Here is a 17,276-nt window from a genome sequence, read left to right as displayed (position 1 = left end):
GTGTGGTCCTGGCGATCGGCCCCGGCCCGGGTGCTCCGGGCGAGATCGGCCCCGGCCCGGGTGTGGCCGCGAAGATCGGCCCCGGCCCGGGCGCTCCCGGCGAGATCGGCCCCGGCCCGGGTGTCGCGGGGAGCTGACCGGACCCAGCTCGACGGTGACGACGGCCTGAGTGTGACGTGCCGTCGGGACGACGACGCCCGATCGGGCCCGGCCGAGATTGTCGGCCGGGCCCTTTCGGCAGCTCAACCGTCTTCCCGTGTCAGCTTCGATGGTGATTCCTGCGCCTCGTCGTCGGTGGCTCTGAGTGGCGCGCCCGAAGCCAGGAACGAGGCTCGGAGTCGCTGTGGTTGACTGTCCGGTGGGGGACAGAAGGGGGCGGTCGTGCAGCTACCGGCAGTGCTCGGTGAGCCGATCCGGTTCGTGTTGAACTGGGGGCGTCGCTACTCGCTCTGGGTGTTCAACTTCGGCCTGGCCTGCTGCGCCATCGAGTTCATCGCCACCAGCATGGGTCGCCACGACTTCATCCGGCTCGGCGTGATCCCGTTCGCCCACGGCCCCCGGCAGGCAGACCTGATGGTGGTCTCCGGCACGGTGACCGACAAGATGGCTCCGGCGATCAAGCGGCTCTACGACCAGATGCCCGAGCCGAAGTACGTCATCTCGTTCGGCGCCTGCTCCAACTGCGGTGGCCCCTACTGGGATTCGTACTCGGTGACCAAGGGTGTGGACCAGCTCATCCCCGTCGACGTCTACGTGCCTGGCTGCCCGCCCCGGCCGGAGGCGCTGCTGCACGGCATCCTGCGCCTACAGGAGAAGATCGCCGCCGAGCAGTCCGGCATCGGTGGCGTGCCGCAGCGTGACGTGTTGGCCGCGCCGTTGGACGCGCCGCCCCGCGAAGCCGCTGCCCCGCGTTCTGTCGACTCCCTCACCGCGCCACCGGTGCGCCCGCCCACCACCAACTGACGGCGGCCGAGCCGCTGCCCTGGTATCCCCGGCCGGTCGGGCTCAGGATCAGCCTGCTCACCGAGAGCGTGTGGTCACCGGCGCCGACGGGCGCGGCGACCGCCGACCCGGTCGTGGCGACCGTCGCGGTCAGGCCGAGCGGCGCGGCGGTGAGTAGTCCCCGTTTTTTGGAACATGACTATCTGTCCTCCCGTGACGGCAGCCGGCGCCGATCACGTCGGCTGGCTAGATAGACGTCAGCGAACCCATGGTGTGGTTGCCGTTGCACAACCATCGATCCGCGTCCGGTACAGCATCGGTGACGAGACCGCCCAGAGCTGCCCCGTGCTGACCTTTCGGTTGAATGGGGCAAGTCGGTTGTCCGGCGTCCGGGGTGGCCGAGCCGGACTAGCCTGCGGTTCATGAGCAGTTCAGTGGATCGGCGGTCCGCCCACATCGTCGACGTACTCACCGAGGAGTTCGGTGCGTCGATGGCGATCGACCCGGCCGCCTTCCGCCGCAAGTTCCGCAAGATGGCCGCGTCGCCGTTCGCCTTCTACCGGGGCAGCGCCGCGCTGTTCTACGCCGACCAGCGCGGCGACTTCGCCGACGACCGTTACTCCGACGAGCGGACCAGCCGGGTGTGGATCCACGGTGACCTGCACGCGGAGAACTTCGGCACCTACATGAACGCGTCCGGGCAACTGGTGTTCAACGTCAACGACTTCGACGAGGCGTACGTCGGGCCGTTCACCTGGGACCTACGGAGGCTCGCGGCCAGCGTGGCGCTGCTCGGCTACGGCAAGGCCCTCTCCGACACGGCGATCGGGGACCTGGTGGCCGGCTTCGCGCGGTCGTACCTGACCGAGTTGCGGGCGATCGCCGCCGGCGGTGACGACGCGATCGGCTCGATCACCCTGGACAACGCCGACGGCGTGCTGCGCCGGGTGCTCCAGCAGGCACGGCTCAACACCCGCGTCGACCTGCTCGCCGCGCAGACCACCATCGACAACTACGAGCGGCGCTTTTCCATCGGCGACGGTGTCTTCGAGATCGACGACGCCACCCGGGATCTGGTGAGCGCCGCCTTCCAGGATTATCTGGGCACCCTGCCGACCGGCTCGACGCAGCTACGGCCGGTGGCGGCGCGGATCAAGGACGTGGTGCTGCGCAAGGGCGTGGGCATCGGCTCGGCCGGCCTGCCGTCGTACAACCTGCTGCTGGAGGGGCACACCCAGGCCCTGGAGAACGACGTCGTCATCTACATGAAGCAGGCGCAGGTGCCGGCCGTGGCGCGGTACGTCACCGACGAGACGGTCCGGGGCTACTTCCAGCACCAGGGGCACCGGACCGCCGAGTCGCAGCGGGCGTTGCAGGCGCACGCCGACCCGTGGTTGGGCTTCACCGAGTTGCACGGCGCCGGTCAGCTCGTCGCCGAGGTGTCCCCGTACGCCGCCGACCTGGACTGGTCCGACGTGAACGAGCCGGAGGAGCTGACCGGGGTGCTCGTCGACCTCGGTCGGGCGGTGGCCCGGATGCACTCGGTCGCCGACGACGAGTCCAGTCACGACCTGGTGGACTACTCCACCGAGGAGGCGATCGTCGCTGCGGTGGACACCGACGAGCAGGGCTTCGTCGCTCACCTGGTGGACTTCGCGCACGCGTACGGGGTGCGCGCCCGACAGGACCACCAACTCTTCGTCGACCTGTTCCGCAACGGTCGGCTGCCGGGGATCTGAGCGGGCGAGGCGTCACTCAGGACGCGAACTCCAGCACCACCTTGATGTCGTCCGGCCCGGGGGTGTACGCGTCGGCGTACCGGTTCACGGGCACCCGACGGGTGACGAGGGATTCGAGCCAGACCTGGTCGGCGCGGGCGAGCGCCTGCGCGGCCATGCTCCAGTGCCGCCGGTTGGCGTTCACCGAGCCGAACACCACGTTGTTCTCCAGCACCAGCGCCCGGTTGAGCGCCCCGGCGTCGAAGTCGATGGTCCGGCCCCCGCTGGACACCCCGGCGAGGCAGACGATCCCGTTCGGCGCCGCCTTGCACATGACGTCTAGGACCACGGTGGGGGCGCCGGTGCACTCGATCACCACGTCCGGTTCGAACGGCAGCTCGTTGACCGGCACCGTGTGGTAGGTGGCGCCGAGCCCGGCGACCAGCTCCGGCTTCGGCCCTTCGGTGTTGCGGTCCAGCACGTGCACGGTGAGCCCGCGCTGGGCGCCGAGCAACGCGGCCAGCAACCCGATCGGGCCGGCCCCGGTCACCAGGACGGTCTGCGGCTGCCACTCGGCCCGGTGCCCGATCCGCTCGATGTGGTCCCAGGCCTTCGCCACCACGCTGGTCGGCTCCAACAGCACGCCGACCTGGGCCAGCGCCGGGTCGAGCTTGACCGCGTACTGGTGCTCGATCCGCCAGCGGTCGCGGGCGAACCCGGGTAGCGCCTTGATGCCGTGCTCGGTGTACTGACCGTTGCGGCACATGTCCCACTCGCCGACCGCGCAGTTCGGGCAGGGGACCGGGTCGGGGTGCCGGACGATCCCGGCCACCAGGTCGCCGGGTTGCAGGGTGCCGCTCACGTCCTCGATCACCCGGCCCAGCGACTCGTGCCCGATGATCAGGCGGTCCGCGCCCGGCGGCGCCTCGCCGTAGTCCCCGGCGATGATCTCGTGGTCCGTGCCGCAGATGCCGACCGCCAACGCCTCGACCAGGACCGAGCCCTCCTCGGCATCCGGCTCCGGTTGGTCCTCGAGGCTCAGCGAGTTGGCCACCCCGGGTCTCACAGTCACAGCGCGCACGCCCTCATCCTTCCCCGCCGAGGGCTGCGCCGCGCCCAAAGCCGGCAGATCGCTGGGCATCGGCGGCGACCGGGTGCGGGTGCGGGCGGCACTAGGATCAGCGGCATGACTCCCGAAGAGGTCGGCGCTCGGCTGGTCGCGCTGCTCGCGCCCGTCGAGGTGACCCCGTCGGTCTCCGGCGGGCAACGGTTCGCCCGCGCCACAGTCGACGTGCCACCGGCGAATTGGCTGGCCGCTGTCCGCGCGGCCCGCGACGACACCGAGCTGGCCTGCGACTTCTTCGACTGGCTCTCCGCCGTGGACGAGCTGGCGGACGGCTTCGACGTGGTGGCGCACCTCTGGTCGACGCGGCTGCGCCACGGTGTGCTGCTGCGTACCCGGTTGCCGCGCGGTGCGGCCACTGTCGCCTCGGTCGTCGACGTCTACCCGGGTGCCGCCTGGCACGAGCGGGAGACCCACGAGATGTTCGGCATCGACTTCGCCGGCCACGGGGAGCTGCGGCCGCTGCTGCTGCCCCCGGAGTTCGAGGGTCACCCGCTGCGCAAGGAGTTCGTGCTCGCGTCCCGGGTGGCCAAGCCCTGGCCGGGCGCGAAGGAACCGGGCGAGTCGGAGGCCGGCGGCGGGCGTCGGCCGATCCGCCCCCCGGGCGTTCCCGCTCCGGGCGAGTGGGGCACCACGCCCACCCCGGCCGGCGCGGGTGGTGTGGGGGAGGGCCCGCGCGGCGGCACCCCGGCCAGGCCGGCCGGTGAGCGTCCGGCGCGGCCCGCCCCGGGGGCCCGTCCGGCGCGTACTCCCCGGTCTGCCGCCGACAACGACGGCCCGGCACCGACCGACCGGGCCGCGCCGGGGCCGGCGGCGGGCGACGACCGGCCCGACCACGACGGGGGTACGACCTGATGCCGCTCTGGGTGGAGCTGGTGCTCCGGATCGGTGGGGTGGTGGTCGCATTCCTCACCCTGCCGCTGCTGGTGGGTCAGGCCGAGCACAAGGTGATGGCGCACATGCAGGGGCGCCTCGGCCCGATGTACGCGGGCGGCTTCCACGGCTGGGCCCAGTTGGTCGCCGACGGGGTCAAGTTCGTGCAGAAGGAGGACGTGACCCCGCGGGAGGCGGACCGGGCGGTGTTCCGGTTGGCCCCGGCGGTGGCGCTGGTGCCCTACCTGCTGGTGCTGCTGGTCATCCCGCTCGGCCCGAACGACCTGGTCGGGCAACCTCTGGACATCGGCCTGTTCTTCGTGCTGGCCGTGGTCGGTGTCGGGGTCGTGGCGGTGCTGATGTCGGCGTGGGCGTCGGCAAACAAGTACAGCCTGCTCGGTGGGCTGCGCGGGGCCGCCCAACTGCTCGGTTACGAGCTGCCGTTGGTGCTGGCCGCCGCCTCCGTGGCGATGGCGGCGGGCACGCTCAGCCTCTCCGGCATCGTCGAGGCGTGGCAGCCGTGGTGGCTGCTCTGGCAGGCGCCCGCGATGATCATCTTCTTCGTCGCCGGGCTGGCCGAGATCCGCCGACCGCCGTTCGACATGCCGGTGGCCGACTCGGAGCTGGTCTTCGGCTACATGACCGAGTACACCGGGCTGCGTTTCGCGTTCTTCCTGCTCGCCGAGTACGTCGGGATCGTGGTGATCGCCGCGCTGACCACTGTGCTGTTCCTCGGCGGTTGGCAGGGCCCGTTCGCCGACGACCAGCTCGGCTGGCTCTGGACGCTACTCAAGATCTTCGCCGTGTCGTTCGTGATCATCTGGCTCCGGGTGTCCTACCCCCGGCTGCGCGAGGACCAGCTGCAACGGCTCTGCTGGCTGGTGCTGGTCCCCGCGTCCCTCGGGCAACTGGTCCTCACCGCCGCCGTCCGCATCGCCCTGTAGGCAGCTCCCCTCGCGATCGTCTCGAGCCGACGGAGGGTCCGCCCGCGGCGCTTCGGGTTGATGTCGCGCGGCGCTCCGGACCGGGCCCGAGAGACGCTTTCGAGCTGATGTCGTAAACGAATCGGTGGCTGCCCGGCACCACCGCGGCGGCCGAGATACCGCCTGATGTCACAAACGATTCAGCTCGAAAGCGCCTCACGATCATGTCCAGCGCCAGGTCCGCCGCTGGCGAGCCCGATGGGCCGCACCCACGCCCCACGTCCGGCACCCCACGCCCCACGCCCCACCCCCGACGCCCACGCCCCAAGATCCGAGCAACGTCCCGGATATTGCTGCCTCCGACACGCGGGAGACACCAACAACCCTGATGTTGCGCGGATCTTGGCGACGAACCGGCGTCAGGTGGGTCGGATCGGCTCAGCGCAGCGGGGTGTGCGCGGGGTCGACCGGCTCGACCGGCGGCGGGGGCGGGGTGCCGTCACCGAAGGGGCGGCCACCCAGCGCGTCCCGGCCGTGCGGAATGAGCCAGTTGGACAGGTCGGGCCCGAGCGGCACGATCCCGGTTGGGTTGATGTCGCGGTGCACCTCGTAGTAGTGCCGCTTGATGTGGTCGAAGTCGATGGTGTCGCCGAGACCGGGGGTCTGGAACAGGTCCCGGGCGTACGCCCACAGCACCGGCATCTCGCTCAACTTCTGCCGGTTGCACTTGAAGTGACCGTGGTAGACCGGGTCGAAGCGGACCAGCGTGGTGAACAGCCGCACGTCCGCCTCGGTGATGGTGTCGCCAACCAGGTAACGCTGGTCGGTCAACCGCTCGGTGAGCCAGTCCAGCCGGTCGAAGAGCCGGTGGTACGCCTTGTCGTACGCCTCCTGGCTGCCCGCGAAACCACACCTGTAGACGCCGTTGTTGACGTCCCGGAACACCACGTCGTTGACCTCGTCGATCTGCGCGCGGAGGTGCTCGGGGTAGAGCTGCGGCGCGCCGTCGCGGTGGTACGCGACCCACTGCGTCGACAGGTCGAGGCTCATTTGCGCGTAGTCGTTGGTCACCACCTGCCCGGTCGGCACGTCCACGATCGCCGGCACGGTGATGCCGCGCTCGTAGCCGGGGAAGCGCTTGAAGTACGCCTCCTGGATGCGCTCGATGCCGAGCACCGGGTCCCGGCCGTCCGGGTCGAGGTCGAACGTCCAGCTCCGAGCATCGTGGGTGGGGCCGGCCACCCCCATCGAGAGGGCGTCCTCCAGGCCGAGCAGCCGTCGCACGATGATCAGGCGGTTGGCCCACGGGCAGGCCCGACTGACCACCAGCCGGTACCGGCCCGGCTCCACCGGGTACCCGTCGCGTCCGTCCTTGGTGATCCGAGTGGCGATGTACCGCTGGTCGCGGGTGAACTCGCCACCCGGCTCGACGTACTTGCCGCCTGTTTCCTCGCCCACGTCAGCCTCCCGGTCGTGTTGCTGCCCTGCTCCCCATCCTTACCGATCTCCGACCGATCGACGCGGTGAGCCCGGATACCCTCGCCGGCATGACGGATGTGGAGGCGGCGGCCCGGCGGTTCATCGCCGACGTGTGGAACGCGCGTCGGGAGGAATCGGCGTACGAGTTGGTCGCCGAGGAGTGCCCGGGGCTGGGCGGCACCGGGCCGGAGGCGACGTTGGCCTGGCATCGCGAGCGCCGGGCGGCCTTCCCCGACCTGCGCTACAAGATCGTGGACGTGGTGGCGGCCGGCGAGCGCGTGGCGGTGCACTGGCGGGCGGCCGGCACCCACGTAGGGCAGTTCGGGCCGGTGCCGCCGACTGGTCAGGTCGTGAGCTACTCGGGCGCGACGTTCCTGCGCTTCGACCCGGCGGGCCGGATCGTCGAGGTGTGGAGCAGCACCGAGTTGTTCCAGTTGCTGCAACAACTCGGCGTCGAGATGCTGCCCCCGACCGTCGTCAACGGGTCCGACTGATCGGCAGGCCACCGCGCTCCTCGCGTACCCCGTAGGGCCGTCGACCCGCGGGTGGTGGTCGCGCGCGCCGGGGCCACAGGGCAGGATGGTCGACATGAGCGACCCCAGCGAGCACGGTGGCGCCAGCGAACGCGGGGGCCTTCCCGGCGCGGGCCTGGTGAAGGGGTTGGCGGTCACCCTCAAGACGATGACCAGCCGGTCGACCACCCAGCAGTACCCGGACGTCGCCCCCGACCTGCCGCCCCGCTCGCGGGGCGTGATCGCGCTGTCGGAGGAGAACTGCACGGTCTGCATGCTCTGCGCGCGCGAGTGTCCGGACTGGTGCATCTACATCGACTCCCACAAGGAGGAGGTGGCGGTGCCCGGCGCCGCCCGCCCCCGGCAGCGCAACGTGCTCGACAAGTTCGACATCGACTTCTCGCTCTGCATGTACTGCGGTATCTGCATCGAGGTCTGCCCGTTCGACGCGCTCTACTGGTCGCCGGAGTTCGAGTACGCCGAGTACGACATCAAGGACCTGCTGCACGACAAGGACCACCTCGGTCAGTGGATGGCCACCGTGCCGCCACCGCCCGCGCACGACCCCAACGGCGAGCCGGCCAAGGAGGAGACGGCCGCCGCGCGCAAGGCCGCCGCCGCCCGTCCGGCTTTTCCATCGGTACGCCCCGAAGCCGACCAGGACCCCGCGTCGTGACCGCCCGAGCCGGGGAGGTGTGCCGGTGACCGGGGCGGATGTGCTGCTGCTCGCCCTCGGCGCGGTGGCGGTCGGTGCCGGTGTGCTGGTGGTGACCACCAGACACCTGGTCCGTGCCGGCCTCTACCTGGTGGTGTGCCTGGGCGCGTTGGCCGGTGACTTCCTGGTGCTCAGCGCCGAGTTGGTGGCCTGGGTGCAGGTGCTGATCTACGTGGGCGCTGTGGTGGTCCTGCTGTTGTTCGCGGTGATGCTGACCCGGGCGCCGATCGGTGCCTCCGACGACCTGGACCGGCCGGGCTGGCCGGCCGCCCTGATCGGTGGCGGCGCCGGGCTGGGGTTGACCGCGCTGCTCGTCGACGCGTACCGCTGGAGCACCGTCGCGTTGCCCGACACGGGCACCGCTGAGCGGCTGGGGGAGCAGATCTTCCAGTCCTGGGTGTTGCCGTTCGAGGTGCTCTCGGTGCTGCTGTTGTCCGCCCTGGTGGGCGCGATCGTGCTGTCCCGACCGGACATCGGCCGTCCGCCCAGCCGCGCGACGGCGGCACCCACCGAACTGGCCGACGCGGAGCCCGGGGGGCGCCGGTGAGGCCGGTCATCCCGTACGTCACCGCCGCGCTGCTGTTCGGGCTCGGCGTCTACGGCGTACTGCGTCGACGCAACGCGGTGCTGGTGTTGATGTCGGTCGAGTTGATGCTCAACGCGGTCAACCTGATCCTGGTCACCGCGGACAGCACCGCCCGCGCCGTACTCCCGCACTCGGGGCAGGTCTTCGCGCTGTTCGTCATCGTCCTCGCCGCCGCCGAGATCGGCGTGGGGTTGGCCATCGTCCTGCAGCTCTACCGGTTGCGGGCCACCGTTGCTGTCGACGACGTGCCGCTGACCGAGCCGACGCAGACAGTCGACGGTCGCGAGACGGCTGTTCTGGACACGGAGGCGAGCCGGTGACTGGGCTGCTCGGGGCGTTGCTGCCTGCCGTACCGCTCACCGCCGGCCTGGCCGGCCTGCTGCTGCCGGCGGCCCCGCGTCCTGACGACACGACCGGCGGTGGCCGGGCCCGGCAGGCTGCCGTCGCGCTCGGCGTGACCGGTGCGGCCGGCGCGTTGGCGTTGGCCGTCGCGCTGCTGTTGACCGTCGACGGGCCGACGGAGACGTCGACCACCTGGGTCGACGTCGGCGGGCTGGCGGTGACCCTCGGCGTACGGCTGGACGGCGCCGCCGCGCTGGTCGCGGTGGCGGTCACGGCTGTCGCCCTGGCCGTGCAGGTCTACTCGATCGGGTACCTGCGTCGCGGTCCGCACGACGACATCGACGTCGACCACCGCTACCCCCCGTACGCCGCCCAGATCAGCCTCTTCACGGGCGCCATGCTGCTGGTGGTGGTCGCCGGGGACCTGATCATGCTGCTGGTCGGTTGGGAGGTGATGGGCCTCTGCTCGTACCTGCTGATCGCCCATGACCGCCGACTGCCCGGCGCTCCCGCCGCGGCGATGAAGGCGTTCCTGGTGACCCGGGTCGGTGACGTCGGGTTCCTGCTCGGCATCGCGTTGCTGGGCGTGTCGACAGGCAGCTTCCGGATCGCCGACGTGCTCGCCCACGACCACTCCGGCGCGACGTTGACCGCCGCCGGTCTGCTGCTGCTCGCCGGGGTCGCCGGTAAGAGCGCGCAGTTCCCCCTGCACACCTGGTTGCCGGACGCGATGGCCGGCCCGACGCCGATCTCGGCGCTGATCCACGCCGCGACGATGGTCGCCGCCGGGGTGTACGCGGTGGCCCGCCTCTACCCGCTGTTCACTGCCGCTCCGGTGACGCTGACGGTGCTCGGGGTGGTCGGCGCGATCACCCTGCTGCTCGGCGCGCTCGCCGCGACCGCGCAGGACGACATCAAACGCGTGCTGGCCTGGTCGACGGTGTCCCAACTGGGTTATATGACGGGTGCACTGGCCGTCGGCTCCCCGTCGGCGGCGCTGTTCCACCTGTTGACCCACGCCGCGTTCAAGGCGCTGTTGTTCCTCGCTGCGGGCGCGGTGATCCATGCGGTCGGCACCACGCTGATGTCGGAGATGGGCGGGCTGCGCCGCAGCATGCCTGTCACGTTTTGGTGCACCGTGGTGGGCCTGGGCGCACTGGCCGGGGTGCCGCCGTTCGCCGGCTTCTGGAGCAAGGACGGTGTGTTGACGGTGGCCGAAGCCGCCGCGCTGGAGGGCACCGGCCCGGCCCCGTCCTGGGTGGGCTGGCTGGTGTGGATGGCCGGGTTGCTCGGCGTCGCGATCACCGCCTGGTACGCCGGTCGCCTGCTGCTTCGCGCCTTCTTCGGCGCACCCCGCCTGCCGCTGGTCCAGCCGCACGACCCGCCGGCGGTGCTGCGCTGGCCGGTACTGCTGCTGGCCGTGCCGGCCGCGCTGCTCGGTCTTGCCGGGTTCGTCGGGGCGTTCGCCGACCGTCTGCGCTTCCCCACAGTTCCGGTGGCCGGCTCCGAGGACGGCCTGGTCCACCTCGGCCCGGGGGTGCTGTTGCCGCTCGCGTTGCTGCTGGTCGGCGCCGGGCTGGTGTGGCTGCGTTGGCGACGCGATCCGACCGCCGATCCGGCGGTCGCGCTGGGTCCGCTGCGGCCGGTCTTCGCCAGCGCGTTCCGGCTCGACGACGTCCAGCACACAGTCGTGGTACGCCCTGTCCGGGCGCTGGCCCGCGTCGCGCGCACGACCGACGAGGTGGTGGTGGACGGCGCTGTCGAGGGCAGCGGTCGGGCCGCGTCCGCGCTGGGGGCGGGGTTGGCCGTGCTGCACCGGGCGGCGCTGCCCCGGGCCGCCGCCGGCGTGCTGGCCGGCGCGCTGCTGATCGGGTTGGCCGCCGCCCTGATCGGAGTAACTCAATGACGTTCGGGCAGGTGTTGCTCGTCGCTGTCCTGGCGGTGCCGGCGCTCGGCGCGGTCGCGGTGGCCGCGATCCCCCGGGATCGGGCGGCCCGACTGGTCGGCACTGTCGCTGCGGCGCTGACACTGCTGGCCGCGGTGCCGCTGGTGTTCGGCGGTCGAGGCTGGGTCACCTGGTCGGCCGACGCTCCGGCGGTGCGTCCGTGGCACCAACTGGACCTGCAGTGGGTGCCCGGTCTGGAGTTGCGCTTCCACCTCGGCGTGGACGGCATCTCGTGGCCGCTGGTGGTGTTGACCGCGCTGCTCACGCTGCTGTGCTGCGCGTACACGATGTGGCGGGTCCCCGACGGCGGCAGCGGCCGGGCGCTTGTCGCGTTGCTGCTGGTGGTCGAGGTGGGCATCCTGGGCACGTTCCTCGCCCTGGACCTGGTGCTGTTCTTCCTGTTCTTCGAAGTCGTCCTCCTCCCGATGTACGCGATCATCGCCGGCTGGGGCGGCACGGACCGGCGTCGGGCGGCCCGCAAGTTCGCCCTCTACACCCTGTTCGGCTCGGTACTGCTGCTGGTCGGCGTGTACGTCGTGGTCGCCGCCGCCGGCACCGCCGACCTGATGACGCTGACCGGTGGCGCGGGGATGTCCCGGGGCACCCAGTTGGCCGCGTTCACACTGCTCGCGGTGGCGTTCGCGGTGAAGAGCCCGCTGTGGCCGTTGCACTCCTGGCTGCCCGACGCGCACACCCAGGCACCCACGGTGGGCAGTGTCGTGCTGGCCGGCGTGCTGCTCAAGATGGGCACCTACGGTCTGATCCGGGTGGCGGTGGGGGTTGCGCCGGAGGGTGCCCGCTGGGCGGCGCCGGCGCTCGGCGTGCTGGCCGTGGCCGCGATCCTGGTCGGTTCGCTGGTCTGCCTGGCCCAGTCGGACGTGAAGCGGCTCATCGCGTACTCCAGCGTGGGACACATGGGCTTCGTGCTGCTGGGAGTCGCCACGCTGACCACCACCGGTATACAGGCCGCGCTGATCGGCAACGTCGCGCACGGTGTGATCACCGGTCTGCTGTTCTTCCTGGCCGGTGCGGTGAAGGACCGTACCGGCACCGGTGCGCTCGCCGAGTTGTCCGGGCTGCGGGAGACCGCACCCCGGTTGGCAGGTCTGCTCGCGTTCGCGGCCATCGCGTCGCTCGGCCTGCCCGGGCTGGCCGGCTTCTGGGGTGAGGCCTTCGCGGTGATCGCTGCCGTCCAGGTGGGCGGACCGCTCTGGACCACCCTCGGGGTGCTGGCGGCGGTCGGCGGTGCGCTCACCGCCGCGTACTTCCTGCGGTTGCTGCGCCAGGTCACCCACAACCGTCCGAGCCCCGCCGTCGGGCAGGTCGGTCCCGGCCTGGCCGGTGCGGAGTTGACCGCCTGGGTCCCGCTGGTGCTGCTCGCGTTGGCCATCGGGCTGGCCCCGGCGCTGGTCCTCGGCGTCGCCGAGACTCCCGTCGACGCCCTGATCGGGGTGGTCCTCCCATGACTGGTGTGCAGAGCGTGGACAGCGTCGCGCTGCTCCCGGCCTACCTGGCCGCCGGCACCGCCGTACTCGTGCTCCTCACCGACCTGATCCTGGCCCGGCCACGGGCCACGATCGTGGCGGCCGCGTTGGGTGCGCTCGGCACCGCCGTCGGCTCGGCAGTGGTCGGCATGGGTGGTGAGCGGCGGACCTTCTGTGTCGGAGCCGACTGCTCCTGGATCTTCGGCGGTCGCGCCGCCCTGGTCGGCGCGGTGGTCGCGCTGCTCACAGTGGGGGTGCTCGGGCTGTCGGTGCCCGCGCTACGGGCCGGGCGGTCACCGGTGGGGGAATACTGCTTCCTGCTGGCCTGCTCGATGACCGGCGGCGTGGTGCTCGGTGCGGCCGGTGACCTGATCACCCTGATCGTCGCCCTGGAGACGCTGACCCTGCCGCTGTACGTGCTGGTCGGCCTGCGTCGGGGCAGTCTCGCCAGCGCCGAGGCGGCGGTGACGTTCTTCGTGGTCAGCGTGGTCGCCACCACGCTGACGCTGCTCGGCGCTGCCCTGCTGTACGCGGTGACCGGTGGGCTGCACCTGGACCGACTCAGTACGTTGCTCGCCGACCGGCCGGAGCTGCGGGACCTGCCACTGACCACCGCGGCGGTGGCGGTACTGCTGGTCGGGTTGGCCTTCAAGGTGGCGGCGGTGCCGTTCCACGCGTGGGCGCCGGCCACCTACGACGGCGCGCCGCTGCCGGTGGCCGCGTACCTGTCCACCGCGTCGAAACTGGGTGGCCTGGTCGCCCTGCTCGCCGTGGTGCAGCGGGCACTACCGGCGGACCAGACCGGCCCGGTGCTCGCCGTCCTCGCGGTGCTCACGATGACCGTCGGCAACCTGGTCGCGCTGCGGCAGCGGCGTACCGTCCGGCTGCTCGCGTGGTCGTCCGTCGCCCAGGCTGGCTACATCCTCGCCCCGCTGGGGGCGTTGGCGCTGGCCGCCGGTCGCACTGACGACGCCCGCTCCGCCGCGTACGCCGCCGCTGTGGCGTACGCCGTCTTCTTCGTGGTGTTGGAGCTGGCCGCGTTCGCCGGGGTGACCGCGCTGCGCCCGACCGGTGCCGACGGCGGCACGCTGGACGACCTGCGCGGGGCGGCCCGCCGGCACCCGTGGCGGGCGGCGGCGCTCGGTCTCGCGCTGGTGGGCCTGGCCGGCCTGCCACCAGGGCTCGCCGGCCTGTTCGCGAAGGTGACAGTGGTCCGGGCGCTGCTGGACGGCGGTGCGGCCTGGCTGGCGCTCGTGGTGGCACTGAACGCGGTGATCGGGCTTGCCTACTACCTGCGGGTGACCGCCGCCCTCTGGGCGCCCACGTCTCCCGCCACCCCGGGTGGCGGCGGCGTTGCGGCCGTACCCCTGGTGGGTGTGGTGGCCGTGGTGCTGGCGGTGACGACGGTGGCCGCCGTGGTGCTCGGCGTCGCCCCGCAGTTGGTGCTCGACGTCGCCGGCCGCTGACCCGACCTGGCCTGACCTGCGGCGCAGTCTCAGTCAACTCTCAGCGTTGTAACGGATGGTTGGCGGGTACCGGGTTGTTGCACCGGTCAGCGGATCCCGGCGATCCGTGCACCGAAGGAGAGATCGTGCACCACAACCGTCTGAAGACCGCAGCGCTGCTTGGCCTGCTCAGCGCCCTGATCCTGGCGGTGGGCTACTGGTTCGGTGGCAGTGGTGGCCTGGTCATCGCTGTCGTCATCTCGCTGGTCATGAACGGCGTTTCCTACTTTTACTCCGACAAGCTCGCACTGCGCTCGATGGGGGCGCAACCGGTCACCGAGGCACAGTTCCCCGAGCTGTACCGGATGGTGCGGGAGTTGGCGGCCGACGCCCGGCAGCCGATGCCCCGGCTCTACGTGAGCCCCACCGCACAGCCCAACGCGTTCGCCACGGGTCGTAACCCGCAGCACGCGGCGGTCTGCGTGACCCAGGGCATCACCGAGATCCTCGACTACCGCGAGCTGCGCGGCGTGATCGGGCACGAGCTGTCCCACGTCTACAACCGGGACATCCTGATCTCCAGCGTGGCGGCGGGCCTGGCCAGCATCATCACCCTGCTGGCGAACCTCGCCTTCTTCATCCCGATCGGCGGCGGGGACGACGAGGACCGGCCGAACCCGGCCGTCCTGCTGCTGACCCTGATCCTGGGCCCGATCGCGGCGACCGTGATCCAGTTGGCGATCAGCCGGAGCCGTGAGTTCCAGGCGGACGCCTCGGGCGCCGAGCTGAGCCGCGACCCGCTCGCCCTGGCCAGCGCGCTCCGCAAGATCGATGCGGTGGCCCGACGTCGGCCGTTGCCGGCCCAGGGCCAGCTCACCAGCACCGCGCACCTCATGATTGCCAACCCGTTCCGGGGCGGCGGCATGGCGGCGCTGTTCGCCACGCACCCGAAGATGGAGGACCGGGTCGCCCGGCTGGAGCAGATGGCCCGCAACTCGGGGCCGGTGCAGTTCCAGCGCTGACCCCGCTGATCGACGCCTCCGCCCGTACCCGGTCGCCCCGGGTACGGGCGGAGTGCTGTGTCGGAGCCGATAACCGCTGTCTGCCGTCGCACCGTGCCGTTAGGGTCGTAAACGGCTCACACTCATTACATCCTCGGGAGGTCCACCGTGGTCGCGCTGCGTCAGTACCTGGGAGTCTGGCGAATCCCGGGCGCGCCGATGCTGCTGGTCACCGGCATCATCGGGCGGCTCGGGATCGGCATGACCCCGCTGGCGCTGCTCCTGGTGGTCGAGCAGGTGACCGGGCGATACTCGCTGGCCGCCGTGGCAGGCGGGATCTACGCCGTCGCCGGCGCCGCGCTCAGCCCGATAGCAGGGCGGATCGCCGACCGGGTCGGCCCCAGCCCCGTCCTCCTGGTCACCGCCGTGGCCCACCCCCTGGCGCTCACCGGGCTGCTGCTCGCCAGCCGCTCGGGCGACGACGCCCTGGCCGTCATCTACCTCGCCAGCGGCGTGGCCGGTGCCACGTACCCGCCGCTCACCGCCGCCATCCGAGGCGCCTGGAACGACCTGACCGGTCCCAACTCCGGCCGGTACGCCCTGCGCAACACCGCCCTGGCCGCCGAGACCACGCTCTTCGAGATCGTCTTCGTGCTCGGCCCGCTGCTGGTCGCCGGCTTCGTCCTGGTCGCTGACGCGGCAGCCGCGCTGATCGGCGCGGCCGTCGTCACCCTGGCCGGCACCACCGCCGTGGCCCTCGGCCAGGTCATGCGCGGCTGGCAGCCGCACCCCAAGGAGCACCACGCCAGAGGCCTCGGGCCGCTGCGGGTCGCCGGATTCCCGGCCCTGCTGGTCTGCGTGGCCGGGCTGGGCATCGCGTTCGGCGCCGCCGGCGTGATCGTTCCGGCGTACGCGAGCGGCCACACCACCGACGACCCGGAGAGCCTGGCCGGTCTTCTCCTCGCTGTCTGGGGGCTCGGCAGCGCCGCCGGCGGCGTGTGGTTCGGCGTCCGCAAGCCGGCACCGAACATGACCCGCCAGTTCGCCCTGCTCCTCGCCGCCCTCGCCGGCACCTTCGCGGTGTTCTCGGTGATGCCCACCCCGCTGGCTTTGGGAGTCGCGCTGGTCGTCGGCGGAGCCACCATCGCGCCCGCGCTGACCCTGGAGAACACCCTGGTCGGCCGGATCGCCCCCGCCGGCATGCTGAACGAGGCGTACACCTGGGTCGTCACCGTGGCCGTCGCGGCGAGCGCGGCCGGCGGCTCGGTCGCCGGCCTGATCGTCGACCACGCCGGCGGCGTCCGCTGGGCGTTCCTCTTCGCCGGAGCGGCGGTCGCCGTCGCGGCCGGGGTCGCCGCGCTCCCCGCCGGGCCCATCGCCCGCGCGGAAACCACTGCGGTACGCGCCGAACAGCCCGTCCCCGCCTGACCCGCTGTCTTCTGGCTCGTCTTCTTCGCCGCTTGATCCACGCGGCGCTGTGGGGCAGTGCGCCGTACCCTCGGCTGATGGCCAAGGTTCTATATTCGGCGACGGCATCACTCGACGGCTACATCGCCGGCCCAGGCGGTGACATGTCGTGGCTGACCGACCACCTCGGGGGTGAGAATCCGACGGCGGAGCGCCTGCTGCACAGTGTCGGCGCGATCCTGGCCGGAAACGGCACGTTCGGCGGCGACGACCCGAACCGCGGCACCGACAACGAAGGCGCGTTCGGCGGCCAGTACCACGGGCCGGTGTTCGTCCTCACCCACCGGCCCCCGGCCGAGCCACCCGCGGACGTCACGTTCGTCGGTGACCTGCACACCGCCGTCGCCCAGGCCAAGGAGGCCGCCGGGGACAAGTACGTCAACGTCCTCGGCGCGAACGTGGCCAAGCAGTGCATCGAGGCCGGGCTGCTCGACGAGGTCCTCATGTTCTTCGCCCCGGTGCTGCTCGGAGACGGGGTACGCATGTTCGACCACCCGGGCGGCACCAAGGTGCGGATGGTGCGCCTGCCCGGCGAGACCGAGCACTGGTACCGCGTCGCCTACTGAGGCCGCTCGCCTTCGGCCTCTCGCCCCTCGCCCACGCCTTACGCCCAAGATCCGCGCAACTCACCACTGGTTTCTATCGCGGCACGGATTATTGGGGCACCGTTGAGCGTTGACCGCGCTTTCCCGGAACAGACGCGGGGACCAGAGGGCCGGAC

16 protein-coding genes are annotated in these 17,276 nt (G+C 71.6%); 14 read left to right on the top strand and 2 right to left on the bottom strand.

Features of this window, described 5'->3' with window-relative positions; all coding sequences use genetic code 11:
* Positions 1–381 precede the first annotated feature (381 nt).
* Positions 382–963 carry an NADH-quinone oxidoreductase subunit B gene (locus ACWCO3_RS17410; protein WP_145778852.1) on the top strand — a complete coding sequence of 194 codons (582 nt, stop codon included), beginning with the start codon at positions 382–384 and terminating at the stop codon, positions 961–963.
* Between the two features lie 401 nt (positions 964–1,364).
* Positions 1,365–2,681 carry a DUF2252 domain-containing protein gene (locus ACWCO3_RS17405; RefSeq protein WP_450010889.1) on the top strand — a complete coding sequence of 439 codons (1,317 nt, stop codon included), beginning with the start codon at positions 1,365–1,367 and terminating at the stop codon, positions 2,679–2,681.
* Positions 2,682–2,697: 16 nt separating this feature from the next.
* On the opposite strand, the gene ACWCO3_RS17400 is transcribed toward ACWCO3_RS17405, so the two are convergent.
* Positions 2,698–3,741, bottom strand: a complete 1,044-nt coding sequence (locus ACWCO3_RS17400) for a glucose 1-dehydrogenase (RefSeq protein WP_167524759.1) — start codon at positions 3,739–3,741, stop codon at positions 2,698–2,700.
* Positions 3,742–3,846: 105 nt separating this feature from the next.
* Between ACWCO3_RS17400 and ACWCO3_RS17395 the strand changes: the two genes are divergently transcribed.
* Together ACWCO3_RS17395 and ACWCO3_RS17390 are read left to right on the top strand one after the other, a co-directional pair.
* Positions 3,847–4,638, top strand: a complete 792-nt coding sequence (locus tag ACWCO3_RS17395; protein ID WP_450010886.1) for an NADH-quinone oxidoreductase subunit C — start codon at positions 3,847–3,849, stop codon at positions 4,636–4,638.
* Positions 4,638–5,600, top strand: a complete 963-nt coding sequence (locus tag ACWCO3_RS17390) for a complex I subunit 1/NuoH family protein (protein WP_145778856.1) — start codon at positions 4,638–4,640, stop codon at positions 5,598–5,600. The genes ACWCO3_RS17395 and ACWCO3_RS17390 overlap by 1 nt, the downstream gene beginning before the upstream one ends.
* Before the next feature lie 417 nt (positions 5,601–6,017).
* Here the strand turns inward: ACWCO3_RS17390 and ACWCO3_RS17385 are convergent, their stop codons facing one another.
* Positions 6,018–7,037 carry a glutathione S-transferase family protein gene (locus tag ACWCO3_RS17385; RefSeq protein WP_145778857.1) on the bottom strand — a complete coding sequence of 340 codons (1,020 nt, stop codon included), beginning with the start codon at positions 7,035–7,037 and terminating at the stop codon, positions 6,018–6,020.
* Between the two features lie 89 nt (positions 7,038–7,126).
* Between ACWCO3_RS17385 and ACWCO3_RS17380 the strand changes: the two genes are divergently transcribed.
* The 10 genes from ACWCO3_RS17380 (at position 7,127) to ACWCO3_RS17335 (ending at position 17,121) form a co-directional block, all read left to right on the top strand.
* Positions 7,127–7,552, top strand: a complete 426-nt coding sequence (locus ACWCO3_RS17380; protein ID WP_145778858.1) for an ester cyclase — start codon at positions 7,127–7,129, stop codon at positions 7,550–7,552.
* A gap of 85 nt (positions 7,553–7,637) precedes the next feature.
* A complete protein-coding gene (locus tag ACWCO3_RS17375) occupies positions 7,638–8,246 on the top strand; it encodes a NuoI/complex I 23 kDa subunit family protein (protein ID WP_450010883.1) in 609 nt (202 codons plus the stop codon).
* Positions 8,247–8,271: 25 nt separating this feature from the next.
* Positions 8,272–8,832, top strand: a complete 561-nt coding sequence (locus ACWCO3_RS17370; protein WP_244311550.1) for an NADH-quinone oxidoreductase subunit J family protein — start codon at positions 8,272–8,274, stop codon at positions 8,830–8,832.
* Complete coding sequence (nuoK, locus tag ACWCO3_RS17365) at positions 8,829–9,191, top strand: NADH-quinone oxidoreductase subunit NuoK (protein ID WP_145778860.1); 363 nt, start codon at positions 8,829–8,831, stop codon at positions 9,189–9,191. The genes ACWCO3_RS17370 and nuoK overlap by 4 nt, the downstream gene beginning before the upstream one ends.
* Positions 9,188–11,119: an NADH-quinone oxidoreductase subunit 5 family protein gene (locus tag ACWCO3_RS17360; RefSeq protein WP_450010880.1), complete on the top strand. Its 1,932-nt coding sequence runs from the start codon at positions 9,188–9,190 to the stop codon at positions 11,117–11,119. Before nuoK ends, ACWCO3_RS17360 begins: the two co-directional genes overlap by 4 nt.
* Positions 11,116–12,624, top strand: a complete 1,509-nt coding sequence (locus ACWCO3_RS17355; protein WP_145778862.1) for a complex I subunit 4 family protein — start codon at positions 11,116–11,118, stop codon at positions 12,622–12,624. Before ACWCO3_RS17360 ends, ACWCO3_RS17355 begins: the two co-directional genes overlap by 4 nt.
* Entirely contained in the window at positions 12,621–14,108 is a 1,488-nt protein-coding gene (locus ACWCO3_RS17350; RefSeq protein ID WP_357929618.1) for an NADH-quinone oxidoreductase subunit N, read from the top strand. Before ACWCO3_RS17355 ends, ACWCO3_RS17350 begins: the two co-directional genes overlap by 4 nt.
* 125 nt (positions 14,109–14,233) lie before the next feature.
* Positions 14,234–15,109 (top strand): zinc metalloprotease HtpX, encoded by an 876-nt coding sequence (gene htpX, locus ACWCO3_RS17345; RefSeq protein WP_145778864.1) that lies wholly within the window; start codon positions 14,234–14,236, stop codon positions 15,107–15,109.
* Positions 15,110–15,256: 147 nt separating this feature from the next.
* Positions 15,257–16,516: an MFS transporter gene (locus ACWCO3_RS17340; protein WP_450010877.1), complete on the top strand. Its 1,260-nt coding sequence runs from the start codon at positions 15,257–15,259 to the stop codon at positions 16,514–16,516.
* Positions 16,517–16,593: 77 nt separating this feature from the next.
* Positions 16,594–17,121 (top strand): dihydrofolate reductase family protein, encoded by a 528-nt coding sequence (locus ACWCO3_RS17335; RefSeq protein WP_450010875.1) that lies wholly within the window; start codon positions 16,594–16,596, stop codon positions 17,119–17,121.
* The last annotated feature ends 155 nt before the right edge of the window (positions 17,122–17,276 follow it).

Source organism: Micromonospora sp. NPDC002411 (genome assembly GCF_053592955.1).
This window is presented reverse-complemented; position numbering and strand designations above follow the sequence as displayed.